A 26843-nucleotide genomic window follows, 5' to 3' on the forward strand; every position below is an offset into this window, starting at 1 on the left:
CATGCGCGTATCAGATGCCGGTGTTTTGATCACACATGAACCGGCGCAGGGGAGAAGCCGAATGAGTGACTTACGCCAAACACCGCTTTACGAGCTGCACGAGAGCCTTGGCGCGAAGATGGTGCCCTTTGCAGGATATGCAATGCCGGTTCAATACCCGATGGGTGTGATGCAAGAACATGTTCATACGCGGACGCATGCCGGGCTCTTTGATGTCAGCCACATGGGGCAGGTGATTTTGTCCGGCCCGTCTTGGGAAAGCGTTGCGCTGGCTTTCGAAGCGCTGGTGCCAATGGATGTGCTGGGCTTGGCGGATGGGCGACAACGCTATGGTTTGTTCACCAATGAAACGGGCGGCATAGAGGACGATCTGATGTTTGCGCGGCGCGGGGATGATTTGTTTGTGGTTGTAAATGCTGCTTGCAAGGTCGCGGATCTGGCGCGGATGCGGAACGGCCTGCCACAACAAATACAGCTGACAGAATTGAAAGATCGCGCTCTGATCGCTTTGCAGGGACCCGGCGCGGAAGCGGTTCTGGCCGCATTGGATAGCCGCGCTGCAGATATGAGGTTCATGGACGTTTTTGATTTGACGCTGGATGGTCATGCGGTTTGGGCCTCGCGGTCCGGCTACACCGGGGAGGACGGCTATGAGATTTCCGTCGATGCCAGCGAAGCCGAGGCGCTCGCGAAAATACTTTTGGAACAGCCGGGTGTAGCACCCATCGGTTTGGGTGCGCGGGACTCCTTGCGATTGGAAGCCGGGCTTTGCCTTTATGGCAATGACATTGACGCCGGTACGGACCCGGTTTCCGCCGGGCTTACATGGGCCATGCAGAAAGCGAGACGAGTCGGTGGTGACCGGGAGGGGGGTTTCCCGGGGGCGACAGCCGTGTTTGCTGCCCTGGAAAGAGGCGTTCCCCGACAACGCGTGGGATTGCAACCCAAAGGCCGTGCTCCGATGCGAGACGGCGTATTGATTTATGACCAAACTGATGGTGGCACCGAGATCGGATGTGTGACCTCTGGCGGGTTTGGACCATCGCTTCAGGGACCGGTTGCAATGGGGTATGTCAGCACCGGTTTCACGACGCCCGGTACGGAATTGTTCGGCGAGGTCCGCGGCAAGCGGCTGCCCCTGGAGGTGGTCAAATTGCCTTTTGTGCCAGCCAAATTCAAACGATGATCAAAAAGGAGACCAGAATATGAAATTTACCGAAGAACACGAATGGTTGCGCGACGAAGATGGAGTCATGGTTGTGGGGATCACCATTCATGCCGCGGAACAGCTGGGCGATGTGGTGTTTGTGGAACTGCCCGACGAAGGCACCACCGTGAGCAAGGATGATGAGGTGGTGGTGATCGAATCTGTCAAGGCTGCCAGCGACATTCTGGCCCCGGTAGACGGTGAAATCGTGGAGGTGAACACTGCGCTCGCGGACAATCCTGCCATGGTCAATGATGACCCGCAGGGTGAGGCTTGGTTTTTCAAACTGCAAGTGAGTGATCCCAGCCAGATGGACGAGTTCATGGACGAAGCAGGGTATCAAAAATTCATCGCATAGACTGTGCGGGCGGATCATCAAAGCCGGATGAAACTGCACGTCAACGGAAGGGAACCAAGCCATGGTTTACAAGCCAACTGATTATTTGCCCTATGACTTCGCCAACAGGCGCCACATTGGCCCCTCTCCGAGTGAGATGGCGGAGATGTTGGGCACCTTGGGCGTAACCACGCTGGAAGCGCTGATCGATGACACGCTGCCATCTGTGATCCGGCAAAAGGAACCTCTGGATTTTGGCCGGGCGATGTCAGAGCGCGAAGTGCTGGAACATTTGCGAAAAACCGGTGCCCAGAACAAAGTGCTGACCTCGCTGATCGGGCAGGGCTACCATGGCACGGTGACGCCCCCAGCAATCCAGCGCAATATTCTGGAAAACCCGGCGTGGTATACAGCCTATACGCCCTATCAACCAGAAATATCGCAAGGTCGTCTGGAAGCGCTGTTGAATTTTCAGACCATGGTGTCCGATCTGACCGGTCTTGAGATTGCCAATGCTTCACTGTTGGATGAGGCGACGGCTTGTGCCGAAGCCATGACCATGGCGCAACGGGTGGCGAAATCGAAATCGAAGGCTTTTTTTGTGGACCGTGATTGCCATCCGCAAAACATAGCCGTTATGAAAACCCGTGCCGCGCCTCTCGGGATAGAAGTGATTGTTGGTAATCCCGCCAAGATGGACGCAAGTGCCGTCTTCGGCGCGATCTTCCAATATCCAGGCACCTACGGCCACGTAAATGACTACACGGATCATATATCCGCGTTGCATGAACACCGTGCGATTGGCGTTGTCGCAGCGGATCCTCTGGCGCTCACACTATTGAAAGAACCCGGTGCCATGGGGGCAGATATTGCCGTTGGGTCGACCCAGCGCTTTGGCGTGCCCGAAGGCTACGGTGGGCCACATGCGGCCTATATGGCCTGCCGCGATGCTTATAAACGCGCGATGCCGGGGCGGATTGTCGGCGTGTCTGTCGACAGCCATGGCAACCGCGCATACCGGCTTTCACTGCAAACGCGGGAGCAGCATATTCGCCGTGAAAAGGCGACTTCGAATGTCTGTACCGCGCAGGCTCTGCTGGCCGTTATGGCGTCGATGTACGCAGTTTTCCACGGGCCCGAGGGGTTGCGCGCGATTGCACAGCGCATTCACCGCAAGACAGTGCGGTTGGCCAAAGGGTTGGAGGCCGCCGGATTCAAGGTTGATCCAAGGGCATGTTTTGACACGATTACTGTAGATGTGGGTCCGCTGCAGTCGGCTGTCATGAAATCGGCGGTGGATGAAGGCATCAATCTGCGTCGCGTGGGCGAGTTTCGGGTCGGGATAACCCTGGATGAACGCTGCAAGCCTGCAACGGTGGAGGCTGTTTGGCGGGCTTTTGGGATTGTGCGCGAGGACAAGGATTTCAAACCGGACTACCGCTTTCCAGAAAAGATGTTGCGCAGCTCAAAGTATCTCACACATCCGATTTTTCACATGAACCGTGCGGAAACCGAAATGATGCGTTACATGCGCCGGTTGGCGGACCGCGATCTGGCCTTGGATCGGGCGATGATCCCGCTCGGATCCTGCACAATGAAGCTAAACTCTGCGGCCGAAATGATGCCGGTGAGCTGGCGCGAGTTTTCGTTGATCCACCCCTATGTGCCGGCCGATCAGGCGCTGGGTTACAAGGTCATGATTGATGATCTCAGCGCCAAACTCTGCGACATCACCGGCTATGATGCCATTTCAATGCAGCCCAATTCCGGCGCGCAGGGTGAATATGCCGGTTTGCTGACCATTTCGGGGTATCACCGCAGTAGGGGTGAGGGTCATCGCAATATCTGTCTGATTCCGATGAGCGCTCATGGAACCAATCCTGCCAGTGCGCAGATGGTTGGCTGGAAGGTCGTGGTGATAAAAACAGCTGACAATGGCGACATCGATCTGGATGATTTTCGCACCAAGGCGGAAGCGGCAGGCGAAAATCTTGCAGGCTGCATGATCACCTATCCGTCCACTCACGGGGTTTTCGAAGAGACAGTGACCGAGGTCACTGCAATAACTCATGCGCATGGCGGTCAGGTTTACATCGACGGTGCCAACATGAATGCGATGGTTGGATTAAGCCGTCCAGGCGATCTGGGGGGTGACGTGAGCCACTTGAATCTGCACAAGACATTCTGCATTCCCCATGGGGGTGGCGGCCCCGGCATGGGACCTATTGGCGTGAAATCGCATCTTGTGCCGCATTTGCCGGGCGCGCCGACGGATGGTGAAGGAGCCGTTTCGGCCGCTCCCTTTGGTTCGCCATCTTTGCTGCCGATCAGCTGGGCATATTGTCTTATGATGGGCGGGGACGGGCTGACGCAGGCGACCCGTGTTGCGATCCTGAATGCCAATTACATCGCCAAGCGGCTCGAAGGCGCATACGATGTCTTGTACAAAGGTCCCACTGGACGAGTCGCGCATGAGTGCATACTTGACGTACGCCCTTTTGAGCAAAGCTCGCATGTGACTGTTGAAGACATCGCCAAGCGATTGATCGATTGCGGTTTCCATGCGCCGACGATGAGTTGGCCTGTGGCAGGGACGCTGATGGTAGAGCCCACGGAGAGTGAAACGAAGGCCGAACTTGACCGTTTTTGTGATGCGATGCTGGCCATCCGTGCAGAAATCGCAGCCATCGAGGCAGGGCAGGCGGATGCCGAGAACAACCCCCTCAAAAACGCGCCGCATACGGTCGAAGACCTGGTCGGCGAGTGGGAGCGCCCTTACAGCCGCGAGCAGGGGTGTTTCCCGCCGGGCGCCTTTCGTGTGGACAAATACTGGCCACCGGTCAACCGGGTGGACAACGTCTATGGTGACCGGCACCTCATTTGCACATGCCCCCCGATGGAGGACTACGCGGAAGCCGCCGAATAGCAGACTACTCCTTGGCGCGCAGCACGCGGGCCGGTGTAGTGTTCACCGGACCCCACGCAAATGCCAGGCTTGCCATTAGTGTCGCGAGAATGCCGCCGCCGATGATGGCAAGCGCATAGGGCCAGATGATGGTGAACTCAGTTTCCATGATGAAGGTGCTCACTGCCCATCCACCTGCTATGCCTGCCGCAAGGGCCACCGACCCGGCCAGCAAACCCAGTAGGGCGGAGCGCAGAGCGAAGCTGATGAAGATGCTGCGGCGGGTCACGCCAAGAGTTTTCAGTACTGCTGCCTCATAACTGCGCGCGCCCGTTCCAGCAGATGCTGCACCAAAGAGCACAAGCAACCCGGTCAGCAGGGTCGCTGCCGCGCCGTAGGAGGTTGCCGCTGCAAGCCCGCTCAACACATCCGCAACGCGGTCAATGGCGTCTCGTACGCGAATGGCCGTGATGTTGGGATACCGGGTGCTGAGGTCGCGCAGGATCTTGGTTTCGGCGTGTTCTTCGGCGTAGACGGTTGAAATAAAGCTATGGGGCGCACCGGAAAGGGCCGCAGGGTTCATGGTCAGGATGAAACCAATGCCCGCCGTTGAAAAATCAACCTCGCGAAAGCTGGCAATGGTGCCGGTGATGTCGCGCCCCAGGATGTTAATTGTCAGCGTATCGCCCAGGCTGAGGCCGATTTCTTCGGCTTCTTCTGCGGCAAAACTTATCAGGGGCGGACCCGTGTAGTCTTCGGCCCACCAAGTGCCGGCCGTCAGCCGCGTGTCTTCGGGCAGTGCTTCGGCATAGGTGACGCCTCTGTCGCCGCGCACAACCCAATGATCGCCAGCCACCTCACGGGCGGGGATGCCGTTGATTTGAGTGACCACACCGCGCAACATGGGTGCGGACTGGATACGCTCTACAGCCGGGTCGTTTTGCAGCCGCTCCGTGTAGCCGTCAATTTGGTCTTTCTGGATGTCCACAAAGAAGTATGAGGGAGCAATGGCGGGCAGGTTTCCGGAGATGGCATTGCGCAGGTTGCCATCGATCTGACCGACAGCGGCCAGGACGGAAAGGCCCAATCCGAGTGAAAGTACAACCGATGCAGCGCCTTCGCGCGGGTCGGCAATCGCCGCAAGCGCCCATCTGAGACGTGGGGCCCCCCGGGCCAGTTTGCCGCCCCTTCGCGACAGGGTCCTGATCAGAAATGCAGCACCTGACAGCAGTATCAACGCGCCGGTAATCCCACCAGCGGTCCATAGCGTGAGCCACCAAGACCCTGAAAACCATCCTGCAACTGCGAGCAAGAGGGCCAATGCCACTGCGGTCATAACGAGATAGCGGAGAGCCGGCAGCTTGCGCCCGGCGCTCAATGCGTCGCGAAAGAGGGTGGCAGCGCGGATGTCTTCGGCGCGGGCCAGAGGCCAGAGAGTGAACAGAAAGGCAGTGAGCAACCCATAGATTACGGCTTCGAACAAGGGTTTGGGGTAAAGGGCGAATTGCGCAGGAATGGGAAGGCGCGCTTCGATCAATGGCGCAAACAACAGCGGCGCAAGCCCCCCCAACATAACGCCGATGCCAACGCCCAAAATCGATAGAATACCGATCTGCAAGAAGTAGGTTTGAAAAATCGTCGATCGTTCGGCGCCGAGGGTCCTGAGCGTGGCGATGACATTGGTCTTGCTAGACATGTAGGACCGCACGGCAGAGGAAACGCCGACCCCGCCAACGGCCAGACCCGAGAGCCCGACGAGCACTAAAAAGGAGCCCAGACGCTCCACAAAACGCGATACACCGGGAGCGCCATTGCGCGAATCCCGCCAACGCACGCCGGTGCCGTCAAATCGAACGCGGGCTTCGGCTTCGAGCGCATCGAGGTCTGTGTTTTCGGGCAGTTTCAGGCGATACTCTGACTCAAAAATCGATCCTGAAGCCAGCAGCGAGGAGTTTTCCAGGCTCGGCGTACTGACGATCGTGCGCGGGCCAAGCGCGAACCCGCCTGCGGCACTGTCAGGTTCGCGTACCAGCACGGCCGAAAGGTGGAAGCTTTGCGTGCCCAGCCGGAAGGTGTCCCCAACGGAAAGGCCGAGTCGGTCAATCAATACCCGCTCCATCACGGCGCCCGGCAAGCCATTTGAGCCTGCCAGCGCTTCGGCGAGTGAGATATCAGGGTCTAGAACCACAGTACCGACCAGAGGATAAGCCGTATCGACGGCCTTGATCTGGGTCAGACCCCGTTCAGCAGTGTCACCTTCGCCGACCACCGCCATGGACCTGAAGTCTACGATCTCTGAAACAGCGAGTGCCTTGTCCGTCATCCATGCGCGTTCTTCTTCGGTCGCAAAACGGTAGGTAAAATCAAGCTCGGCATCCCCTCCCAAAAGGGCCGCACCTTCGCGGGCCAGTCCTGCTTCGATGCTGGAGCGGACGGACCCAACGGTTGCAATCGCCGCCACGCCGAGTGCCAGGCAGGCCAGAAAAATGCGAAACCCGCGCAGGCCGCCGCGCAGCTCACGTCGGGCAAATTTTGCCGCAATGCGTAGGCTCATTCTGCGGCTCGCTCAAGCGGAGCAATGCGGCCATCTGTCAAACGGATCACGCGGTCGCAGCGTGCGGCAAGGCTTTGGCTATGGGTGACTAGAACCAGTGTGGCGCCGTAGCGGTCCCGCAAGCCAAACAACAAATCGATGATGGCGGTTCCGTTGGCCCCATCCAGATTTCCGGTGGGTTCATCCGCCAAAAGGATGTCCGGTCTGGGTGCCGAGGCGCGGGCCAGTGCCACGCGTTGTTGTTCGCCGCCGGACATTTGCGACGGATAGTGATCGGCGCGGTGAGCCAGTCCAACCACCTCCAACTCGGCCTCAGCCTTGGAGAAGGCATCCGCATCTCCCGCCAGTTCCAGCGGCGAGGCGACATTCTCCAAAGCGGTCATGGTCGGGATCAAGTGAAACGACTGGAAAACCACGCCCATGTGGTTGCGTCGAAATCGTGCCAAAGCATCTTCTGACATGTGGGTCAGGTCGTGACCCAAAGCCATAACGCTGCCGCCTGTTGCGCGCTCCAATCCCCCCATCAGCATTAAAAGAGATGACTTTCCTGAGCCGGAAGGCCCGATCAGTCCCAAACTCTCGCCCTTGTGAACATCCATCGTTATACCATGCAGGATATCTACCCGCCCGGCATTGCCATCCAGCGACAAAGCCGCATCATTGAGAGAGAACACAGAGTTGGTCATAGAGTGGGCACCTTTAGGGGGATACGTGTGGCATATGGAGGCTAGATCAAGATGCGCAAGGTTTTGATGGGATTTGCTTTTCTTTGGCCGGGTGTGTTGCAGGCCGAAGACATCGTTATCGCAGCACTCGGGGACAGCCTGACGCAGGGTTACGGGTTGGTAACTGAAGAGGGTTTCGTGCCGCAACTCCAGGCGTGGTTAGAGGATCGAGGGGCCGAAGTACACCTGATCAATGCGGGCGTTTCCGGCGACACTACGGCTGGTGGGTTGTCGCGCGCTGCCTGGACGTTGACGCCGGAAGTGGATGCGATGATCGTGGCCTTGGGCGGCAACGACCTGTTGCGCGGGATAGAACCATCTGTCAGCCGAGAAAACCTTGACGGGATACTGCAGGCAGCCGCCGCCGTTGATGTCGATGTATTACTGGTCGGGATGGAAGCGCCGGGCAATTACGGCCCGGAGTATAAAGCTGCATTTGACGCAATTTACCCGGAGCTTGCCGAGACCTACGGAACTCTTTTGGTGCCAAGCTTCTTCGCGGGGCTGAATGCGATGGAGGACCCAGACGGTGCCCGCGCTTACATGCAGGCCGACGGTATTCATCCCAACGCGGAAGGCGTGGCTAAAATCGTGGAAACGCTTGGCCCCGATGTGCTTGCGCTGATCGCGCAGGCCGCGGAATAGCAACCATGCCAGGCCGCTTTTTTCTGACGTCATCGATGTCTGATTTGGCAAAAGACCTGGGACGAAATGGGGAGTCGGTTGCAGATGAGCCTGTGCGTCACAATATTGCGCCGGGTCAAAACATCGTGGTGGTCACAGAAGCAGGACTTCGGTACATGCGTTGGGGTATTGTGCCGGTGGGTCGGGTCAATGCGCGCGGCCGCCCAGTCATGGAGACCATTGTGAACGCGCGCAGTGAGACCGTTTTTGACAAATCAGCCTATCTGGGCACGGGCCGCGCCGTGGTGCCGATGAACGGCTGGTACGAATGGACGGGTGAAAAACGTCGCAAAACCGCCTGGGCCATTACGCCTAAAGTGGGAGGGTTTTTGTATTTTGCAGCGATCACCGATCGTTGGCAGGGGCCGGGCGGTGTTGTGGTGGATCAGGTGGCCACATTGACCTGCGCGCCATCGAAAGATGTGTGCGATATCCATAACCGTATGGGTGTCATTTTGGAACTGACGGATATTGAACATTGGTTGTCGAGATCTGAAGAGGATGTGAAACCCCTGCTACGGTCTTGGCCGGCAGGCAGGCTGACGGTCGCCGAGGCCAAGGGCATAGATTGGAACGGCCCCTGATCCAAAAAAAACGGGCACCCCCGCGCCCGTTTGCAATCGTTTCGTTCTGCGATCACGCCAGTGCGATATTGCCTGCGCTTTCGCGGCCATCGCGGCCTGCTTCTACGTCAAACGTGACTTTTTGATTGTCCGCCAATCCTGTAAGGCCGGCTCGTTCTACAGCGGAAATATGTACAAAAATATCTTTGCCACCGCCGTCGGGTGCAATAAACCCATACCCTTTGGTGGTGTTGAACCATTTCACGGTGCCTGTGGCCATTCCCGTGTTCTCCTGTCTTGTGCTGCCCGCAGAATGCGGCAGCTTGGCTCGGTCGAAAGCAGATCGATTGACTGGCCAAATAAGAGCAGTGGTCGATAGTTTGTCGCGTCGCGGCTCTGATATTGAAGCACGAATGTTCAAAATCAAGTGATAATCTAATGACAAAGGTGCATACGATTGCATCGGCAATTTCCCGCCATCCGTGTATTGCTTTTAATTTGAGCAATTGATCATTGATGAGCAGGAATTCAAATTTTACCAGTTGATAAAAAAATGAAACCATGAGAGCGTTTTCCAAAATGAACCAGCCAGTGTGGGAAAAAACCATGTCCAGCGATGCATTTACACCCGGAATCGTGCCAGGCCGTTTGGATGAAACGGACTATGAGGCGCAGTTTTCTGACCTGCATCCCCCACTTGATCCGCATGAAGCACTGGTTGCGGCAGATAGGTGCTATTTCTGTCACGACGCGCCATGTATCACCGCCTGCCCGACGGATATCGATATTCCGCTGTTCATTCGCCAGATTGCGACAGGCACACCGGATGCAGCTGCAAAAACGATTCTCGGTCAGAACATTATGGGCGGTATGTGCGCGCGGGTGTGTCCGACCGAACAGCTTTGTGAAGAAGCCTGTGTACGCGAGGCTGCAGAAGGCAAGCCAGTATTGATCGGACAATTGCAACGCTATGCGACCGATCATTTGCAAGGCCAGGGGGTACATCCCTTTTCCCGCGCTGAGACAACCGGCAAAACAGTGGCTGTCGTGGGGGCGGGTCCTGCTGGCCTTTCCTGTGCGCACCGGTTGGCCATGCTGGGACATGACGTGGTGGTCTATGATGCCCAGCCCAAAGCAGGTGGTTTGAACGAATACGGCATTGCGACCTACAAAACGGTGCAAGGTTTCGCACAGTCCGAAGTGAACTGGTTACTGGAAATCGGTGGAATACGGATTGAATACGAGCGTGCTTTGGGCCGCGAAGAGACGCTCGACGGCTTGCGCGACGCATATGACGCAGTATTCCTCGGCATGGGTCTGGGCGGGGTCAATGCATTGCACGCAGAAGGGTCGGAGAAGGAGGGCGTTTTGGATGCAGTCGATTTCATCTCGGAACTACGGCAGGCTGAGGATTTAGCGCAAGTGCCTGTCGGCCGCGATGTGGTCGTAATCGGCGGCGGAATGACAGCGATTGATGCGGCGGTTCAGGCTAAACTGCTTGGAGCATTGAATGTCACACTGGTTTATCGAAGGGGTCGGGACCGGATGAACGCGAGCGTGTTTGAACAGGATTTGGCGGCGCGTAAGGGCGTGCGTCTTGTCACACATGCGGTTCCAGGCGCGATCATTGGAAACGGCGCGGTGCGTGAGATCGAATTTGACTATGTCGACGATAGAATGAAACCGACAGGCCAAACGTTGCGATTGGCAGCGGATCAGGTCTTTAGGGCCATTGGTCAAACGCTTGAGGGCGAGGGCTTGCCAGATCTCGAGGGTGGTAAAATCGCTGTAAAGGATAGAGGCCGAACCTCGGTTACTGGGGTTTGGGCGGGAGGAGATTGTGCTTCTGGCGGGGATGACCTGACTGTGACGGCTGTCGCAGAGGGTCGCGATGCAGCGATGGACATTCACACCGCATTGACGAGCGCAGCGGGTTGAAACCCACCATACGGAGTATAGCAAATGGCTGATCTGAAAAGTGAATTTATTGGAATCAAAAGCCCGAACCCGTTTTGGTTGGCATCCGCACCGCCTACGGACAAAGAATACAATGTCCGCCGCGCATTTGACGCGGGTTGGGGCGGCGTCGTGTGGAAGACGCTTGGTCTGGATCCGCATGTGGTCAACGTAAACGGGCCAAGATATGGGGCAGTTTACGGCGCCGATCGTCGGTTGCTGGGGTTAAACAACATTGAATTGATCACGGATCGCCCGCTGCAGACCAATTTGGATGAAATCAAAGTGGTCAAGCGTGATTATCCGGACCGTGCCATGGTCGTATCGCTGATGGTGCCCTGTGAGGAAGACCCATGGAAGTACATCCTGCCGCTCGTGGAAGACACTGGCGCCGACGGGGTGGAGTTGAACTTCGGTTGTCCTCACGGGATGTCGGAACGCGGCATGGGGTCGGCTGTAGGGCAGGTGCCCGAGTATATCGAAATGGTGACGCGCTGGGTCAAGGCCAATACGCGCATGCCAGTAATCGTGAAGCTTACGCCCAACATCACAGATGTTCGCAAACCGGCCGAGGCGGCTTTGCAGGGGGGCGCGGATGCAGTTTCTCTGATCAACACGATCAATTCAATCACATCCGTGGATCTGGATCTCTTTGCACCTGAACCCACAATTGATGGCAAGGGTGCGCATGGGGGATATTGCGGGCCTGCGGTGAAACCCATCGCTCTGAACATGGTGGCGGAAATCGCACGTGATCCGGCTTTGGCGCAGCTACCGATCTCCGGGATCGGCGGCGTTACGACCTGGCGCGATGCCGCAGAATTCTTGGCTCTTGGTGCGGGCAACGTGCAGGTTTGCACTGCGGCCATGACCTACGGCTTCAAAATCGTTCAGGAAATGATTTCAGGCCTCAGCGATTACATGGATGGCAAAGGTTTGACCTCAGTAGATCAGATTGTGCGACGCGCTGTGCCAAATATCACGGATTGGCAGTACCTGAACCTGAACTATGTCGCCAAGGCCAAGATTGATCAGGACCTTTGTATCTCTTGCGGGCGTTGCTTTGCGGCCTGTGAGGACACGTCACACCAGGCGATTGCCATGTCTGAAGACCGCACATTCACCGTTATCGACGAAGAATGCGTCGCCTGTAACTTGTGCGTTAACGTTTGCCCGGTGGAGTCTTGCATCACGATGGAAAAGGTCGCGCCAGGTCAGGTAGACCCGCGTACTGGGGTAGTGGTGTCACCGGAATACGCCAATTGGACGACCCATCCCAATAACCCTGGTTCAGCTGCAGCGGAGTAACCTACGCGTCATCGCGTTCAAGAATAGGGGCTGTGGGCAGTGGGTTGGGCAGCTCAAATTCAGGCTCCTGCTCTTTGGCGGCGGCTTCCTTCGCGGCTGCGGCTCGTTCAGCAACCTGCGCATCGTCCCGTGCATTCTGCTGCGCTTTGAATTCCGCCCGCAATTGTGCTTTTTGAGCAAGAAATTCGGCACTGGTTCCTTCTGTCGTCTGCGCGTCAATGACTGACTTTGGAGTTGCTTCGACAGGCGGCATTGCGACTCTGCCACGTTTGAGCAGACTGGCGAGATGCGCGCCTCCAGTTCCTGTCCCGTTGCCTGCGCCCTGTCCGGAGTGATCTGATGCCAGATTGGTCCCGTTGTTTGCTGCCGAATTTGCAATCGGCTGGTTGATCTGGGCATTAATGCCCTGTGGGTCGTTCGCCGACGCCGCAACCGGTTGCGGCGCGTAAGGGGCGTTGAAAGAAATCGCACTCATGGTTAGCTCCGATTTAATCGTTCAATCTGAAGCCGCCACCCGCAATCATTAATGCAAAGTGAAGATTAACGAGGCCTTAAGGCGCTGTGGTTTCTGCAAGCTTGGTTAACTATCGGTTAAGGTCTCAAAAGACGTGTGAACAAGGTATCAAGATACAATTCTGCTTGCTCGTGGCCTTTGGGGTCATCTTCCAGCAAGACTTCTACTTGCGCCGCGAAATCCGCGTAATGTTGGGTCGTGGCCCAGATGGAAAAAATCAAATGACGCGGATCAACTTTGTTGAGATGCCCCTGATCCACCCAATTCTGTATCACGTCACACTTCTCTTCAAAAAGAGGCTGTAAGTCAGTTTTGAGGTGGGGCGCTATCCGTGGTGCACCTTGCAGAATTTCACCCGCAAAAAGTCTGCTTTCCCGTGGAAGTTCACGCGCCATATCCAATTTGCGCCGAACGTATCCGAGAATTTCGCTCAACGGGTCGCCCTGTGGATCGAGTGTTACCAAAGGGTCCAGCCAGGTTGCCATCAACTGGTTCAGAAGCGTGATATGGATCTCTTCCTTGCCGTCAAAATAGTACAGAATATTGGGTTTGCTGAGACCCGCAGCTTCGGCAATCTGATCCAGCGTAGTGCCACGATAACCGTGTTGAGAAAACACATCCAAAGCGGCATCCAGAATAAGGCTGCGATTGCGCTGCTGGATGCGACTTGGTTTTTTGTTTGTGCCGTCCGGCATTGGCGAAGGTATCCAATCAGGTTGCGTGAAATTAGGGCATCAAACCGGTTAACGGCAGCTTCCCATGCAAGGCGCTCAAAAGGAAGTCTTGACTTGCCATAGCCGAGTGGCAATCGTGTATTGACCAATTGGTAAAAATTACTGTTGCCCCCAAGAATGTATCGTCAGGAAGGACCTAGCTATGCCCGCGCCCGGAGAAAACCTGAAAGTCAATCCGGACCGGCTTTGGGACAGCTTGATGGAAATGGCCAAAATTGGCCCTGGTGTGGCGGGAGGTAACAATCGGCAGACCTTGACCGACGAGGATGCAGAAGGCCGCGCACTTTTTCAAAGCTGGTGTGAGGCCGCCGGGTGCACAATGGGTCTGGACCAGATGGGCAACATGTTTGCGCGCCGCGAGGGCACGGACTCTGATGCCTTGCCGGTCTATGTCGGATCGCATCTGGATACCCAGCCAACCGGTGGGAAGTATGATGGCGTTCTGGGTGTTTTGAGCGGTTTGGAGATCATCCGTACGCTGAACGATCTGGGTGTTCAAACCAAACATCCGATTGTGGTGACGAAGTTCACCAATGAGGAAGGAACGCGCTATGCACCGGCGATGCTTTCATCAGGTGTGTTTGCTGGCATTCATTCGCAGGACTGGGCCTACGACAGGGTAGATACCGAAGGGAAGAAATTTGGCGATGAACTGAAGCGCATTGGATGGCAGGGCGAGGAAGAGGTCGGTGCGCGCAAAATGCACGCATTCTTCGAATTGCACATCGAACAAGGTCCGATATTGGAGACTGAGGGGCGCGACATTGGCGTGGTTACCCATGGTCAAGGCCTGTCATGGACGCAAATCACGATCCTTGGCAAAGACAGCCACACCGGCTCGACCCCGATGCCAATGCGCAAGAACGCAGGTCTCGCGATGGCGCGGGTATTGGAAAAAGTGGACGAGATTGCATGGTCGCATAAGCCGCACGCCGTGGGCGCAGCAGGGCACATTGATGTCTATCCAAACTCGCGAAATGTGATCCCCGGCAAGGTTGTGTTCACAGTTGACTTTCGTTCGCCTGATTTGAGCGTGATTCAGGATATGGAGGCTCAGCTTCATGTTGAAGCTCAGAAAATTGTGGACAACATGGGGCTGGAGATCGTGTTTGAAAAGGTAGGTGGGTTTGACCCGGTCACCTTTGATGCGGGTTGTGTCAGTGCCGTGCGGGCGGCGGCTGAACGTCTGGGATACTCCCACATGGACCTGATTTCCGGTGCCGGTCATGACGCCTGCTGGATCAATCGTGTGGCTCCCACGGCGATGGTGATGTGCCCTTGTGTGGACGGGTTGAGCCACAACGAGGCGGAAGAGATATCCAAAGACTGGGCTATGGCGGGCACAGACGTGTTGCTGCATGCTGTGGTCGAAACAGCTGAGATTGTGGGATAAAAACACTGGTTGCAGCGCGCGTTCGGTAGTCACCGCGGCAGCTGACAGAACGAGGAGTTAAGAAATGTCCAAGGTTATTAAAGGCGGTTTGGTTTGCACGGCGGATCGGACCTGGAAAGCCGATGTGTTGATCGAAGGCGAAACGATCAAACAAATTGGCGAAGACCTGACCGGCGACGAAACCATTGATGCCGAAGGCGCCTATGTGATCCCGGGTGGCATTGATCCGCACACCCATCTTGAGATGCCCTTCATGGGCACGACTGCAGCTGAAACCTTTGAGAGTGGCACATGGGCTGCGGCGGCGGGCGGGACCACCATGGTCGTTGATTTTTGTCTGCCGGGCGCGGATGGGTCGATCAAGAATGCCATCAATGAGTGGCACCGTAAATCGGCGCCGCAGATTTGTTCCGACGTCGGTTATCACATGGCGATCACAGGGTGGGACGAGACAGTCTTTAATGAAATGAAAGACGCCGTCGACATGGGCGTGAATTCCTTCAAACACTTCATGGCCTACAAAGGGGCGTTGATGATCGAGGATGACGAGATGTTCGCCTCTTTCAAGCGCTGTGCCGAGCTTGGTGCGCTGCCGATGGTACATGCGGAGAACGGTGATCTGGTCGCCGAGATGCAGCAAAAGTACTTTGATCAGGGGATTACTGGTCCAGAGGGTCATGCCTACTCCCGACCGCCCGAGTTTGAAGGAGAAGCGGCAAACCGCGCGATCACCATTGCAGACGCGGCGGGGGTGCCCTTGTATATCGTTCACGTGTCTTGCGAGCAGGCGCATGAGGCGATCAGGCGCGCGCGTCAAAAAGGCATGCGGGTCTACGGCGAGCCCCTTATTCAGTTCCTGACGCTAGATGAATCCGAGTATTTCAACAAGGATTGGGACCACGCGGCGCGGCGCGTCATGTCGCCACCATTCCGTTCCAAGGACCATCAGGATTCGTTGTGGGCGGGTCTGCAGGCAGGATCCTTGCAAGTGGTCGCGACCGATCACGCGGCATTCAATACCGAACAAAAGCGCGCCGGTCGCGATGACTTTCGCATCATTCCTAACGGTTCAAACGGGTTGGAGGAGCGTCTGGCCGTGCTGTGGACCGAAGGTGTGGAAACGGGCCGCTTAACCCCGAATGAGTTCGTTGCAGCAACCTCGACAAACGTGGCCAAAATCCTGAACATCTACCCACGCAAGGGCGCGCTGGTCGAAGGCGCGGATGCGGACATCGTGGTTTGGGACCCAAAAATTTCCAAAACCATTTCGCCCTCCAATCATCATTCTGTTTTGGATTACAACGTGTTCGAGGGTTTCGAGGTCAAAGCCCAGAGCCGTTATACCCTGAACCGGGGTGAAGTGATCTGGGCCTGGGGGCAAAATTCGCAACCCAATCCGGGCCGCGGTCGTTTCATCCCGCGCCCGGCGTTTTCCTCCGCATCTGAGGCCTTGAGTAAATGGAAAGCGCTGACCGCACCCAAGATGATCAAACGTGATCCGATGAACATTCCGGCGGGGATTTGAGGATTTTAGTGATTTGAAAGGTTTGCTCTTTTTCTCTGCTGTGTTGTCGAGCGTGAGCATGGTCTATGTTTGTGCGGTTGTTGGAACTATGGCGATTCTATCGAATTGGTTCCCAAAAATAGCGGTTATTATCGGTTTTGTTGGCACCAGCACAGCGCTTTACGCCACGTTGGCTCTTTTGCTGAATTGTACAGGTGATCCATTTAGATTGTTACCAAAACCAGACGGTGCAACCGAAGTAATTCCTTTTTTCCAATGCAGCTATAAGTTTCCGGACATTGACCGCCTCACTGCGTTCGTTTTTGCGCCATTTGTCACTGTGCTTTTGGCATGGCGTACACTCTGCAAATGGCGCTTGGCCGCTGCAGAGCGAACAATATGAGACAAGAAAAAACCCCGAAACGAACCGAAACGGTTGGAACAGTTGAAGTCAAAACGAGTGTGATTTCCGCAAGAAACCTAGACCTGACCTTCGAGACCAACGATGGTCCAGTACGTGCCCTCAAGGACGTATCGCTCGATATCGGCAAAGGTGAGTTCGTGAGCTTTATCGGCCCATCGGGGTGTGGAAAGACGACGTTTTTGCGCTGTATAGCGGATCTGGAGCACCCTACGGGCGGAAAAATCACAGTCAATGGTGTGAGCGCCGAGGAAGCGCGCCAAAAACGCGCCTATGGTTACGTTTTTCAAGCGGCGGGGCTATATCCGTGGCGCACGATAGGTGGCAATATCAGGTTGCCGCTAGAGATCATGGGGTATTCAAATTCCGATATGGATGCGCGGGTAGCGCGCGTGCTGGAGCTTGTCGAACTGGCGGGGTTCGAGCGTAAATTCCCTTGGCAATTGTCGGGCGGCATGCAGCAACGCGCCTCAATCGCGCGGGCCTTAGCCTTTGATGCGGATATCTTGCTGATGGACGAGCCCTTTGGCGCGCTGGACGAAATTGTACGGGATCACTTGAACGAACAATTGCTGCAGCTTTGGGCCCGAACTGAAAAAACGATTGCCTTTGTGACCCACTCGATCCCTGAGGCGGTGTATCTGAGCACCAAGATTGTGGTGATGAGCCCGCGTCCTGGCCGGATCACCGATGTGATTGAGAGCCCCCTGCCCAAAGAGCGGCCTTTGGACATACGCGACACAGCCGCTTTTCTGGAAGTGGCCCACCGGGTCCGTCAGGGACTGCGTGCGGGGCACATTGATGACTGATCGAGGTTTGATCCTTGCGCGCCACTTGGCGCACAATTGTTTCTGCGAGCCTCTGGGCAGGGGTGTTTGATGCGCATCCTCCTGTCTCTTTTGGTGCAGCCGATATTGTTTGAGTTGGTGGTGTTGGCAGTAATTTGGCGAGGCAGAGTCGGAAATGCGTAGCGTGCTGCCTATTGTAACCGTTGTCTGCGCAATCTTTGTGCTTTGGTATGCTGCGGCCATTTGGCTGAACGCGGCCTGGGCCCATGACAAAGCGACACGTTCGGGCGAAACGCTGACAACGCAAACGTTGATCGCAGATACATGGAGCCAAGAGAAACCAAAACTACCGGCTCCACATCAAGTAGCTGCCGAAATCTGGCAAACCACGGTTGAAAAGAAAATCACTTCGAAACGCTCGCTGATTTATCATAGCTGGATCACGCTGAGTGCTACGCTTTTGGGGTTTGCACTTGGTACTGCGCTCGGTATCGCGCTGGCGGTCGGCATTGTCTACAACCGTACGATGGACATGTCGGTGATGCCCTGGGTCATTGCCAGCCAAACCATCCCTATTCTCGCCATTGCGCCAATGATTATTGTCGTTTTGAACGCGGTAGGAATTTCAGGTTTGTTACCCAAAGCGATGATTTCAATGTATTTATCGTTCTTTCCTGTAGTTGTGGGCATGGTCAAGGGGCTGCGCAGCCCCGAAAGAATGCAGCTGGACCAGATGCATACCTGGAACGCCAGCCCGCACCAGACATTTTGGCGGTTGCGATTGCCATCTTCGATGCCCTACCTCTTTACCTCGCTCAAGATCGCGATGGCAGCATCATTGGTTGGCGCCATTGTTGGGGAACTACCAACCGGTGCCATTGCCGGTTTGGGTGCGCGGTTACTGGCGGGCAGCTACTATGGTCAGACAATACAAATCTGGTCTGCTCTGATCATGGCGGCGGCGTTGGCTGCAACCCTTGTGGCAATCATAGGGGTGATCCAACGCGTCACCTTGAAGCGGATGGGCATGGTATGATCTGGCTTTTCTTTGCTTTCTGGGTTTGGGTCGCGGGGTGGTGGTTAAACTCGCGACTGGCGGCTTTGCCACAATCACGGGCGATTGCGTTGGTCGTCCCGGTGATATTTGGTCTGACTTTGATCGCGGTTTGGGAAGGTCTTGTCCGCGGATTTGACATCAGCCCAATCCTGTTGCCAGCCCCTTCAATGATTGCCGTACGCTTTGCCGCATCTACGGCGATCTTATGGGAAGATTTTGTGCAAACTGTGATCAAGGGCGCTTTGACGGGCTACGTGCTGGGGTGCGGATCGGCATTTGTCGTGGCGATTCTAGTGGATCGGTTTGACTTCCTGCGGCGCGGATTATTGCCCGTCGGCAATTTTGTGGCCGCGTTGCCGGTGATCGGTATGGCACCCATTTTGGTGATGTGGTTTGGGTTTGACTGGCACTCCAAGGCAGCTGTGGTGGTGGTGATGGTATTTTTCCCAATGCTTGTGAACACTGTACAGGGCTTGTCGGATAGTTCTGCCATGCAGCGTGATCTGATGCGAACCTACGCGGCCGGCTATTGGACCACTTTGTTGAAACTACGTTTACCTGCTGCAATGCCATTTGTTTTCAACGGGTTGAAGATTGCAAGCACTCTGGCGTTGATCGGCGCCATAGTCGCGGAATTTTTTGGCTCACCCATACGAGGAATGGGCTTTCGAATATCGACGTCTGTTGGACAGCTCTCGCTGGATCTGGTCTGGGCGGAAATCGTGGTTGCTGCGATCGTGGGCTCGGCGTTTTATGGTTGCGTCGCGCTGATTGAACGGGCGGTGACATTTTGGCATCCGTCCCAAAGAAACTGAAAAACAAAATAAAGGAGAGTATGATGAAAAAAGTAAGAACATTTGCCACCGGGGCGGCGCTAGCGCTCTGGGCGGCTTCTGCGCAAGCTGCAGATGATGTCACGCTGCAGCTCAAATGGGTTACGCAAGCGCAATTCGCGGGCTACTACGTGGCGCTGGACAAGGGATTTTACACGGAAGAAGATCTAAACGTGACCATTCAACCCGGCGGCCCTGACATCGCTCCAACACAGGTGCTGGCTGGCGGCGGTGCGGACGTCACGGTAGATTGGATGCCTTCTGCTCTGGCTGCACGCGAAAAAGGCCTGCCGATGGTCAATATTGCACAGCCTTTCAAATCCTCTGGTATGATGTTGACCTGTCGCAAGGATGCCGGCGTTTCCAGTACGGATGATTTCGCGGGAAAAACACTAGGCGTTTGGTTCTTTGGCAACGAATTCCCGTTTCTGAGCTGGATGAGCAAGCTCGATATCCCGACCGACGGGTCCGATACCGGCGTTACGGTGCTCAAGCAGGGCTTTAATGTGGACCCGCTTTTGCAAGGTCAGGCGGCCTGTGTATCGACCATGACCTACAACGAGTATTGGCAGGTGATCGATGCGGGGTTGACGCCCGAGGACCTGACCGTCTTCAAATACGAAGACCAAGGTGTGGCGACGCTGGAAGATGGGCTTTATGTTCTTGAAGACAAACTGGCGGATGCTGAATTTGCGGAAAAGATGGTTCGCTTTGTCCGCGCTTCTATGAAGGGCTGGAAATATGCAGAAGAAAACCCTGATGAGGCGGCAGAGATTGTGCTCGACAACGACGCAAGTGGAGCGCAGACGGAAATGCATCAAAAGCGGATGATGGGAGAAATTGCGAAGCTGACTGCTGGTAGCAACGGCGCGCTGGATCCTGCAGATTATGAGAGAACGGTCGAATCATTGCTATCTGGTGGATCTGATCCTGTCATTACCAAAGCCCCGGAAGGCGCGTGGACGCATGCCATCACGGACAAAGCGTTGAACTGATTTTTTACGTTTGGAAAGTCCTGTAAAGGCCAGTTAAGCGACTGGCCTTTTTTTTGTTTAAAAACCTAGACTTTGCGCACGACCGCACCATGTTTTCCTTGACGCAAAGGAGTATGGAAACAGTGAGCAATATGGAAAGCCTGCAAAATCAATTGACTGAAAAAGAGCGCCAGACGCAGGTCTATGACCAAGCTGTTGCTGCTCTAAAAGCGAAAGGTGTACGGCAAGAAGCGCGTGGATACGCTGTCATGGCCAGCTTTTTAAGCTATGGCGAAGCCGCATTGGGAGATCGCATTTTTGGAAAGATCAGTCATGTCGCCAAGCTTTTTTGCATCCTGTTTGCGATGCTGGTACCAAGCTTGCTAATCTGGCGCGTACTGCTTTGAAGCCACGCTCCCGACATTCAAGTTAGCGCAAAAAAACCGGCCTCAAAGAAGCCGGTTTTTTCTTACGTGATCGTGGCTTACGCCAAAGCGATATTCGTCGCACTTTCGCGGCCATCACGGCCGGCTTCGATGTCAAAAGTCACCTTCTGATTGTCGGCCAGACCTGTGAGTCCAGCGCGCTCAACGGCAGAAATGTGAACGAATACGTCCTTGCTGCCGCCATCGGGTGCGATAAAGCCGAAGCCTTTTGTTGTGTTGAACCATTTCACGGTGCCGGTGGCCATATCCGTGGTCTCCTGTGTAGATGCTATCCGCGTTTGTGCGATAGCCTGGCGTGGTCGGTCTGGATCGAAGACTGACCGTCCATAAGAGACAGCAGGTCGAAAAAGAAAAACGTTTGCGAGGGGCATATGACAGAAAGTTGCTGTTTTGACAAGAAAAAGCTTTAACCAGCGGTGGAATTAAGGGCCATATTCCGCTGGTTTTTCATGCTTTGCTTCTGAAAAACCAGGGGTGATTTTGAGCGGAATCCAAGTATGCAATGGTGACAATCAAAAGTTTGATCTAGATTGGTTGTCAGCACTTATTTCGGAGCGCTCTAATCACGAACAGAAGACCTGCAACGACAAATGAAGTGATAATATGCGTAATCACGGCCGTCAAAAAGCCTGTTTGAAACACCAGTAGTGCAATAGCTAAACTCACAAATCCGCTTACAGCTCCGATCAGGACTATCAAGATCGCCATGTCTGTTTCCCCTCTCGTCCCGTCCCGTCGCTCGTCTGACTAGGCTCGCGATGGTTCGACAGCCGAGATCTGGCCCACTGGGCCGCCGTCGTTTAAATCTATTTGTCTGTCGACACACTTCTCGTATGCGTTGCAACGAATATCGAATTTCAATTTAGCCAGTTGTGATTTGTGAATTGGACCGGATATTATCTTTAATTATAAGGTCTTAGGATGATCTTAACAGCAGTCGTAAAATGTAAATTTCTTTGTATTACGCCCGATTCCCGCGCGTATTTCAATAGGGTTTGCGGCGTGATTTTTGTGCAGGTTTCGTCCGTCTTCTACTAATTTTGCTTAATTTGAAGGCAATATTTGGTTATTGTCGATCCAGATAACGGTTCCATTGGGGTGTTTCCGCGTCATAGTGCTCCTGACGAAATCCCCAAAATTCTTTTTTATTCGTATTTCAACGGTCGAAAATCATCAGGCCATCCTTCTATTTCTTGGTATTCGGGTATGTAAGGCTTGATGGAAAACGCAGCGGCACCTGATCGTAAGAAAAAGGTTAAAAAAGCCCCGAAAGTTTTAACAAGTGTGATCCTCTTCACAGACGCTGGCCATTCTATCGAATTAGATGGATTTGTGAGCCGGGGTTATTTTCCTCCTCGGAAGTGGAGTAACGATTATGGTCAAATTTCCAGAATTTCATGACGACCCCCGGGACATTATCCCGGAAATCTCCCCGGTTCCGCGCACCTCTTCCTGGCGCGCAATCGGGTGCAGCCCAGTCAATCCTCGTCCAGGTCCGAAATGTCCTTCCAAGTGGCGTTTCACCGACTGGGCTGCCCTTTGACACAAGCAACGTTGTTTTCTCCCCCAGCGTTGTTTCTTCCCTGCGGGCCGGTTTAACACCGGCCCGTTTTTTTTCACATTGCGATCTGTCGTGCGGCGCACGGTTTGAACTAACCCATAGCCTGGGTTTTGTTCAGAATGGTGGCAATTTCGTCTTTGATCCGCATGCGCTGCTTGCGCAGTTCGGTCTCGTACTGAGAATCAATGGGTTCAACATTTGTTTCCGCCCTGTGAACTGCACGATTAGCATCATGGTAAGCGTCTGAAAGCTTGCGAAAATGCGCGTCGGTTTCGCGCAGATCATGTATCCGAGCGGTGTGTTCAGGGAAGTCATCGGCAAGTTCATGTGGCGTGTGAGACATTTATTCCTCCTTCGTGGACTTGCTGGACTTATGTCATTGGGTTGGCGATCTTGTTTTGATCTGGGTCAACAAAACAGGCTTTTAATGCGGGGCTGCTGGCGCAAGCTTGCAATAAATGACAGGGTTTGGGTGATTGATAGGTAGGGAGTCTCTTGAGTGAACGAGGTTTTGGGAACGGGAGTTGTGATGGGTTTGCTCGCGACCGTATTGATGGACCTTTGGGCTGTGGTGCTGAACCGCGCCGCCGGTCAACCCTTGCCGAATTGGGGTTTGGTCGGGCGTTGGGTGGCGACTTTGCCATTGGGTCAGGTGTTTCACGACGATATTGGAGCTGTGGCGCCTGTGACCGGAGAGCGCATGATCGGTTGGGGCTTTCACTATGCGGTCGGGGTCATTTATGGCATCGTGCTGGCGGGGATAATGGGTGCCACGTGGCTGGCGGCGCCCACCTTTATGCCCGCATGGATTTTTTCGCTTTTGATGATTGGCTTTGGTTGGTTCTTGCTGCAACCGGGGTTGGGGGTCGGCTGGGCCGCGTCGAAAACGCCTCAACCCTGGAAAGCACGCGGGCTGGGGCTGGCGGCCCATACGGTTTTCGGTGTCGGTCTTTGGATGGGCGCGCTGTTATAGGTTTTGCGGCGCGCGGGTCACATCGTAGACCCACTGAATGTAGTCAGCGTTGGCCGCGTCCACATTGACGCGTGTGATCGGCGGCACTTCATAGGGATGCAGCATACGCACCGCATCCTCTACAGCGTCGCCCAGTTTGATACGGGTCTTCAAAAGTAACGGGTTTTCCTCTTCCTGCTCTACCTTGCCCTTCCAGAAATGGGCGCTTTGGATAGCTGGGTAGCGGTTAGAGCAGGCGACGAGGCGCTGTTCGATAAGAGCCGCACTGATGGTGTCGGCGTTTTGGATGGAAGGGCAGTTTGCGAGGATGTCGATGAGGAGATCGGTAAGTGGGTGCACGCTGCACTTTCCTACGAGAGTGGAGATTCATCCCTTGGATCTGCAGAAAACGCTCTGTCAGATTTGAAATTAGGCATAGGTTCTTGAAAGCTAAAGGTCCAGCGCATGGAAAGAAAATCCTTCTCTTGACCCAGTATCCGATTGCCCTCGATCAGCTCTTCAAGCCTTTTTACGATATGCGAGAGCACCTTACCGGAGCCGATATACCGTAGAAGAATCATTATTTTCAAAAAGGGTTCGTACCTTGCAAGCGTCCCTTCGCGATTTGCACCATGAAACCAGTCGCTTCGAACTCTAAAAACATCAAAGCAGAATTTATTAATCGTTTCCGATTTAAGCTGTTCAATGCAAAACTTGCGACGGTCCGCGCCATTTCCCAAGGCTCTTTCGAGAGCTAGCCAAAGAATCGAAAACCGGACTTCTGGCACTGTGCTGGTCTCTGCCTGCGCGACAAGGTCCAGAACTTCAACTGGGAAGCGTTGATAGAGGAGATTTCTCTCGGGAAGTCCATCAAGCAAAAAATTGTATATGCTGTTCTCGTGGGCTAGAACCTCCGAGTCGCGCGTTTGATCACTTTCAAGGGAAATCCATGTGCTCTTTACATCCCTGCGAAACACAGCATGTACTCCAAGAATAGAGCCAGCGCCAAGTAGAAGGTTTAGATGAGCGCGGATTTCGCTTGATATCCGATCTATTTCCGTCGATCCACGTTGCTTGAGTAAGGCGTTGCCTTCAGTTCCATCAACAGGAATATATACTACAAGATAATTGCCGACGAGCGGTACGATAGCGTCTTGGGCCAAGTGTGTGTACGACTTGACTTTATGGTATAGACGAACAACTGGAGGTGCATGTACATATCGCTTCTCCATTGAAGGCCACTCAAAAAAGGCATCTGTTGGTAAAGTGTTGCGAACTGTCGCAAGCAAGTCGTTAGTGTTAGCCACCCGTTCAACGAGAGTGGTCGAAAGCCAGATTTGACAGTATTCTGTAACGTCTCTTGATTTGAGCCGAGCAACGATCTCTTCACACGCCGGGGTAAAGCTCGCAAGCTTGTGGAGACTAATCTCTTGAGGCTCTGATTTCTCAGAAACTGTCCAAATCATCTCACAAACTTCTTATGCTTCAACCGCTTCGGCTCCAGAGCATCTGCACCCAACCGGCGCTTCTTGTCCTCTTCGTAATCCGTGAAGCCGCCTTCGAACCATTCCACATGGGCTTCGCCTTCAAACGCGAGGATATGCGTGCAGATGCGGTCAAGGAAAAACCGGTCGTGGCTGATCACCACAGCGCAACCGGCGAAATCGACCAAAGCGTCTTCCAACGCGCGCAGGGTTTCGACGTCCAAATCATTGGTCGGTTCGTCGAGCAGCAGCACGTTACCGCCGGCTTTCAGCAGCCGCGCCATGTGCACGCGGTTGCGCTCGCCGCCTGAGAGCAGGCCGACCTTCTTCTGTTGGTCGCCGCCCTTGAAGTTGAACGACGAACAGTAGGCACGAGAGTTGACCTCGGCATCGCCTAGTTGGATTAGCTCAGCCCCACCGGTGATTGCCTCCCAGACATTATCATTGGCGGCCAGATCATCGCGGCTCTGATCCACATAGGACAGATCGACCGTATCGCCGTATTCGATGGTACCGGCGTCCGGCTCCAATTGCCCGGTGAGCATTTTGAAAAGTGTCGACTTACCTGCGCCGTTCGGTCCGATCACACCCACGATGCCACCTGGGGGCAGGGAGAAGTCGAGACTTTCTAACAGTTGCTTGTCGCCCATGTGTTTTGCCAGCCCCGTGACCTCGATCACCTTGGCACCCAGACGCGGGCCATTGGGAATGACGATCTGTGCGCGGGCAAGTTTTTCGCGCTCCGAAGTTTCCGCCATTTCGTTATAGGCATTGATCCGGGCCTTGGATTTGGCCTGACGGGCTTTGGCGCCCTGTCGCATCCACTCCAATTCCCGTTCCAGTGTCTTCTGGCGGGATTTATCTTCGCGGGCTTCCTGGCTCAGACGTTTGGCTTTTTGTTCGAGCCAATCCGAATAATTGCCCTCGTAGGGAATGCCGCGGCCGCGGTCGAGTTCCAGTATCCAACCCGTGATGTCATCCAGGAAATAGCGATCATGGGTGACAATGAGAATGGTGCCTTTGTAATCGATCAGGTGTTGTTGCAGCCAGGCGATGGTTTCCGCATCCAGATGGTTGGTCGGCTCGTCGAGCAACAGCATATCGGGGGCTTCGAGCAGCAGTTTGCACAAGGCCACACGGCGCGCTTCGCCGCCGGATAGATCGGCGATATTGGCATCATCGGGTGGGCAGCGCAGTGCTTCCATCGAAACATCAATCTGGCTGTCGAGATCCCAGAGATTCTCGGCGTCGATCTTGTCTTGCAAATTGGCCATTTCGTCGGCGGTCTCGTCGGAGTAATTCATTGCCAGTTCATTGTAACGATCCAGAATGGCCTTTTTGTCTGCCACCGCGAGCATGACATTTTCCCGCACCGTCAGGCTTTCATCAAGTTTGGGTTCCTGTGGTAAGTAGCCCACGGTGGCGCCTTCGGCATGCCAGGCTTCGCCTGAGAACTCGGTATCCAGGCCGGCCATGATTTTCATCAACGTGGATTTACCTGCCCCGTTCACGCCGACAACACCTATTTTCACACCGGGCAGAAAGTTCAGGTGAATGTTTTCAAAACACTTTTTGCCGCCCGGATACGTCTTCGAGACACCGGACATATGGTAGACGTATTGATAGGCAGCCATGGGAAACCTCGTTTGTTTTCATTTGCTCATCTCTTAGACACAGACAGAAGCAAGGGCAATGCGGAGGTGCTATGCAAAAAGGATCACGTCGCTTGTTTATGGGGCGCTGATGCATTTCAGAACACACGAGGGGACAGCAACACACAGCCAGTCGGCCAATTCAATACATGACAGCGTTAGCAATGCTGTTTTCACGCGTTGCCTCATTGCGATAGACAGGCATTATCCGCTGATCTCCAAAGGTGTGATTTGATTTTTTGGCACCCCATGTTAGCGCTGGTTCTATAAGATCAAGGGCGGGGCGGAAGC

Annotated in this window: 26 protein-coding genes; 16 read left to right on the forward strand and 10 right to left on the reverse strand. The window is 54.8% G+C overall.

Translation table 11 applies throughout. The features are described from left to right. Positions 1–61: 61 nt before the first annotated feature. The 3 genes from gcvT to gcvP all read left to right on the forward strand — a co-directional run bounded on the left by gcvT (position 62) and on the right by gcvP (position 4470). Positions 62–1186 carry a glycine cleavage system aminomethyltransferase GcvT gene (gene gcvT / locus AB8B75_RS01335; protein ID WP_405359248.1) on the forward strand — a complete coding sequence of 375 codons (1125 nt, stop codon included), beginning with the start codon at positions 62–64 and terminating at the stop codon, positions 1184–1186. 19 nt (positions 1187–1205) lie between these two features. Further along, positions 1206–1565, forward strand: a complete 360-nt coding sequence (gene gcvH / locus AB8B75_RS01340) for a glycine cleavage system protein GcvH (RefSeq protein WP_405359249.1) — start codon at positions 1206–1208, stop codon at positions 1563–1565. Positions 1566–1626: 61 nt separating this feature from the next. Continuing rightward, positions 1627–4470 (forward strand): aminomethyl-transferring glycine dehydrogenase, encoded by a 2844-nt coding sequence (gene gcvP, locus AB8B75_RS01345; protein ID WP_405359250.1) that lies wholly within the window; start codon positions 1627–1629, stop codon positions 4468–4470. Between the two features lie 4 nt (positions 4471–4474). On the opposite strand, the gene AB8B75_RS01350 is transcribed toward gcvP, so the two are convergent. Both AB8B75_RS01350 and AB8B75_RS01355 read right to left on the reverse strand, forming a co-directional pair. Beyond that, a complete protein-coding gene (locus AB8B75_RS01350; RefSeq protein ID WP_405359252.1) occupies positions 4475–7003 on the reverse strand; it encodes an ABC transporter permease in 2529 nt (842 codons plus the stop codon). Next, complete coding sequence (locus tag AB8B75_RS01355) at positions 7000–7689, reverse strand: ABC transporter ATP-binding protein (protein WP_405359253.1); 690 nt, start codon at positions 7687–7689, stop codon at positions 7000–7002. Before AB8B75_RS01355 ends, AB8B75_RS01350 begins: the two co-directional genes overlap by 4 nt. Before the next feature lie 51 nt (positions 7690–7740). Between AB8B75_RS01355 and AB8B75_RS01360 the strand changes: the two genes are divergently transcribed. Both AB8B75_RS01360 and AB8B75_RS01365 read left to right on the forward strand, forming a co-directional pair. Next, positions 7741–8373, forward strand: a complete 633-nt coding sequence (locus AB8B75_RS01360; protein WP_405359254.1) for an arylesterase — start codon at positions 7741–7743, stop codon at positions 8371–8373. Between the two features lie 5 nt (positions 8374–8378). After that, on the forward strand, positions 8379–8996 hold the full coding sequence (locus AB8B75_RS01365; RefSeq protein WP_405359256.1) for an SOS response-associated peptidase: 618 nt from the start codon (positions 8379–8381) through the stop codon (positions 8994–8996). A gap of 52 nt (positions 8997–9048) precedes the next feature. On the opposite strand, the gene AB8B75_RS01370 is transcribed toward AB8B75_RS01365, so the two are convergent. Further along, positions 9049–9255, reverse strand: coding sequence for a cold-shock protein (locus AB8B75_RS01370; protein WP_405359258.1), 207 nt, complete (start codon positions 9253–9255; stop codon positions 9049–9051). Positions 9256–9581: 326 nt separating this feature from the next. On the opposite strand from AB8B75_RS01370, the gene AB8B75_RS01375 reads away from it, so the two are divergent. Together AB8B75_RS01375 and preA are read left to right on the forward strand one after the other, a co-directional pair. Further along, positions 9582–10913, forward strand: a complete 1332-nt coding sequence (locus AB8B75_RS01375) for an NAD(P)-dependent oxidoreductase (protein WP_405359259.1) — start codon at positions 9582–9584, stop codon at positions 10911–10913. Between the two features lie 24 nt (positions 10914–10937). Next, a complete protein-coding gene (gene preA, locus AB8B75_RS01380) occupies positions 10938–12239 on the forward strand; it encodes an NAD-dependent dihydropyrimidine dehydrogenase subunit PreA (RefSeq protein ID WP_405359260.1) in 1302 nt (433 codons plus the stop codon). Between the two features lies 1 nt (position 12240). On the opposite strand, the gene AB8B75_RS01385 is transcribed toward preA, so the two are convergent. Next, complete coding sequence (locus AB8B75_RS01385; RefSeq protein ID WP_405359261.1) at positions 12241–12714, reverse strand: hypothetical protein; 474 nt, start codon at positions 12712–12714, stop codon at positions 12241–12243. 116 nt (positions 12715–12830) lie between these two features. After that, entirely contained in the window at positions 12831–13448 is a 618-nt protein-coding gene (locus AB8B75_RS01390; protein ID WP_405359262.1) for a TetR family transcriptional regulator C-terminal domain-containing protein, read from the reverse strand. A 181-nt stretch (positions 13449–13629) separates the two neighbouring features. Here AB8B75_RS01390 and AB8B75_RS01395 point away from each other — a divergent pair, with 181 nt between their 5' ends. The 8 genes from AB8B75_RS01395 (at position 13630) to AB8B75_RS01430 (ending at position 20864) form a co-directional block, all read left to right on the forward strand. Further along, positions 13630–14880 (forward strand): Zn-dependent hydrolase, encoded by a 1251-nt coding sequence (locus AB8B75_RS01395; RefSeq protein WP_405359264.1) that lies wholly within the window; start codon positions 13630–13632, stop codon positions 14878–14880. 64 nt (positions 14881–14944) lie between these two features. After that, positions 14945–16405, forward strand: a complete 1461-nt coding sequence (gene hydA, locus AB8B75_RS01400) for a dihydropyrimidinase (protein WP_405359265.1) — start codon at positions 14945–14947, stop codon at positions 16403–16405. Between the two features lie 13 nt (positions 16406–16418). Next, positions 16419–16787 carry a hypothetical protein gene (locus AB8B75_RS01405; RefSeq protein ID WP_405359267.1) on the forward strand — a complete coding sequence of 123 codons (369 nt, stop codon included), beginning with the start codon at positions 16419–16421 and terminating at the stop codon, positions 16785–16787. Next, entirely contained in the window at positions 16784–17614 is an 831-nt protein-coding gene (locus tag AB8B75_RS01410) for an ABC transporter ATP-binding protein (protein WP_405359268.1), read from the forward strand. Before AB8B75_RS01405 ends, AB8B75_RS01410 begins: the two co-directional genes overlap by 4 nt. Positions 17615–17768: 154 nt before the next feature. Beyond that, positions 17769–18629 (forward strand): ABC transporter permease, encoded by an 861-nt coding sequence (locus AB8B75_RS01415; protein WP_405359270.1) that lies wholly within the window; start codon positions 17769–17771, stop codon positions 18627–18629. Then, positions 18626–19465, forward strand: a complete 840-nt coding sequence (locus AB8B75_RS01420) for an ABC transporter permease (RefSeq protein WP_405359271.1) — start codon at positions 18626–18628, stop codon at positions 19463–19465. Before AB8B75_RS01415 ends, AB8B75_RS01420 begins: the two co-directional genes overlap by 4 nt. 23 nt (positions 19466–19488) lie before the next feature. Further along, positions 19489–20478: an ABC transporter substrate-binding protein gene (locus AB8B75_RS01425; RefSeq protein WP_405359272.1), complete on the forward strand. Its 990-nt coding sequence runs from the start codon at positions 19489–19491 to the stop codon at positions 20476–20478. 131 nt (positions 20479–20609) lie between these two features. Then, positions 20610–20864: a hypothetical protein gene (locus tag AB8B75_RS01430; RefSeq protein WP_405359419.1), complete on the forward strand. Its 255-nt coding sequence runs from the start codon at positions 20610–20612 to the stop codon at positions 20862–20864. A 77-nt stretch (positions 20865–20941) separates the two neighbouring features. Here the strand turns inward: AB8B75_RS01430 and AB8B75_RS01435 are convergent, their stop codons facing one another. Both AB8B75_RS01435 and AB8B75_RS01440 read right to left on the reverse strand, forming a co-directional pair. Further along, positions 20942–21148, reverse strand: coding sequence for a cold-shock protein (locus tag AB8B75_RS01435; protein WP_007117950.1), 207 nt, complete (start codon positions 21146–21148; stop codon positions 20942–20944). A gap of 1407 nt (positions 21149–22555) precedes the next feature. Further along, complete coding sequence (locus AB8B75_RS01440; protein WP_405359274.1) at positions 22556–22807, reverse strand: YdcH family protein; 252 nt, start codon at positions 22805–22807, stop codon at positions 22556–22558. A 156-nt stretch (positions 22808–22963) separates the two neighbouring features. Between AB8B75_RS01440 and AB8B75_RS01445 the strand changes: the two genes are divergently transcribed. Then, positions 22964–23437 (forward strand): DUF2938 domain-containing protein, encoded by a 474-nt coding sequence (locus AB8B75_RS01445; RefSeq protein ID WP_405359275.1) that lies wholly within the window; start codon positions 22964–22966, stop codon positions 23435–23437. On the opposite strand, the gene cutA is transcribed toward AB8B75_RS01445, so the two are convergent. The 3 genes from cutA to ettA are packed head-to-tail and all read right to left on the reverse strand — an operon-like array spanning position 23432 to position 26534. Beyond that, positions 23432–23776 (reverse strand): divalent-cation tolerance protein CutA, encoded by a 345-nt coding sequence (cutA, locus tag AB8B75_RS01450; protein ID WP_405359276.1) that lies wholly within the window; start codon positions 23774–23776, stop codon positions 23432–23434. The two genes, AB8B75_RS01445 and cutA, sit on opposite strands and share 6 nt — an antisense overlap. A gap of 11 nt (positions 23777–23787) precedes the next feature. Further along, positions 23788–24882 carry a hypothetical protein gene (locus AB8B75_RS01455; protein WP_405359278.1) on the reverse strand — a complete coding sequence of 365 codons (1095 nt, stop codon included), beginning with the start codon at positions 24880–24882 and terminating at the stop codon, positions 23788–23790. Continuing rightward, the gene (gene ettA / locus AB8B75_RS01460; RefSeq protein WP_405359279.1) at positions 24879–26534 is read right to left on the reverse strand and encodes an energy-dependent translational throttle protein EttA; all 1656 of its coding nucleotides are present in this window, start codon (positions 26532–26534) and stop codon (positions 24879–24881) included. The genes AB8B75_RS01455 and ettA overlap by 4 nt, the downstream gene beginning before the upstream one ends. Between the last annotated feature and the right edge of the window lie 309 nt (positions 26535–26843).

The sequence above is a fragment of the Roseobacter sp. genome, assembly GCF_045106495.1.
Classification (GTDB): domain Bacteria; phylum Pseudomonadota; class Alphaproteobacteria; order Rhodobacterales; family Rhodobacteraceae; genus Roseobacter.